The 1,218-nt window shown below is 55.5% G+C and carries 1 protein-coding gene; it reads left to right on the top strand.

What is annotated here, in order from left to right; genetic code table 11:
- The first annotated feature begins 560 nt into the window (after positions 1 to 560).
- Positions 561 to 1,109, top strand: coding sequence for a hypothetical protein (locus tag ACFHWU_RS29160; protein WP_416553543.1), 549 nt, complete (start codon positions 561 to 563; stop codon positions 1,107 to 1,109).
- Positions 1,110 to 1,218: the final 109 nt, after the last annotated feature.

The raw sequence follows: 1,218 nt of genomic DNA on the forward strand, positions 1-1,218 counted from the left end.
CCGCACCCAGCCCAAAACCAGCAGTATTGCCAACAAAACGACCAAAGTTTAGGTCAGTGCCGCCTGACCCACCTCGCGCGCTTGCGGTATTCCAAGGTCCCACGCACCTATCCAGTCACATGCTCGATACGCTCTCAAGGCGCGAATCCATTCGCGTCTAGGAGTGATCATTTTCCTATCTGCTGCGCTCTTGGGTATCGCTGCCCCTGTCGCACGTGCGGCGAGCTATCAGTACGCCGACGACATTTCTACTCCCGAGCTTCACCCTCGAACTTCTGGGCTTCGATCGAGTGTTACAGGCGGTAGGGTTGCTTCAAGTCTAGGAGTTGGAACTAGCACGGTCGTAACCTATTACGACTACCCTGGGTATACCGAGATTGCCTACGCTGTCGGCGATTCTCCGCACTTTGTCAGCCTCTATCATGGGCACACCACCAATGCCCATAGCAAGTGTTATTGGTACGCTGGCGGCGTAGGTGGTTCAGCTGAGCTGGACTGTTGGGTATTTTCCTAATTACATGGCCGAGGTCGTTCGTAATGATGGGTATAGGTAGCAAAAGGTGAAGGCTCTGGCGTGGGGAATTTGTGGATTAGCTCTTGGCGTGCTGTTTGTTTTTGTCGTCGGCATCCTTAGTGTCCAGGTAGCTGGGCTGCGAGCAGGTGCGGTCTTCGATCTGAACAATGTGGTAGTGGCGGTTACTTCTCCACGGGTTCCGTTCCTGCAGATCTTTGCAATCGCCACGCTTGGTGGTTTGGTCACGTACTCATTTGTCCTGGGTGTTCGCAAGCTTGTCCGACCCTCGTGGTTGGCGCTTGTTTCTGGATTTGCTGTTTCGGTTGTAGTGCTGATTTTCTGGTCTTTTGTTATTGCGCCTAGTGTAAGTGTGGGTCGCGACCTGCCTCTCGGGATATTGGAAGGGTGGGAGGGTTGGATACAGGAAGGAGGCATGAATCCAGCTGTGCATGTAGTCTTCTTGTTAGCACTCGGCTCTTTGTGGCAGTTTCGACGTGCCTTCCAGCATCCGCCCGCTGCTAACCGCAGCGAGGAGGCGCCGGAGGGCAGTCAGATCATTATTCCCCGGGATTCCGACGAGCCTGGTGGCGGCTGAAGGCTCCCCGTTGTGACCGGTCAGGTCAGTGGGCGGTAGGGGTTTGCCGGGTCTGCGCACTTGATCGGGGTGGGGTAGCCGCTTGGTCGCTTATCGTGACGACAACTGG

It is taken from the genome of Micromonospora sp. LOL_015, from assembly GCF_048060275.1.
GTDB lineage: Bacteria > Actinomycetota > Actinomycetes > Mycobacteriales > Micromonosporaceae > Micromonospora_E.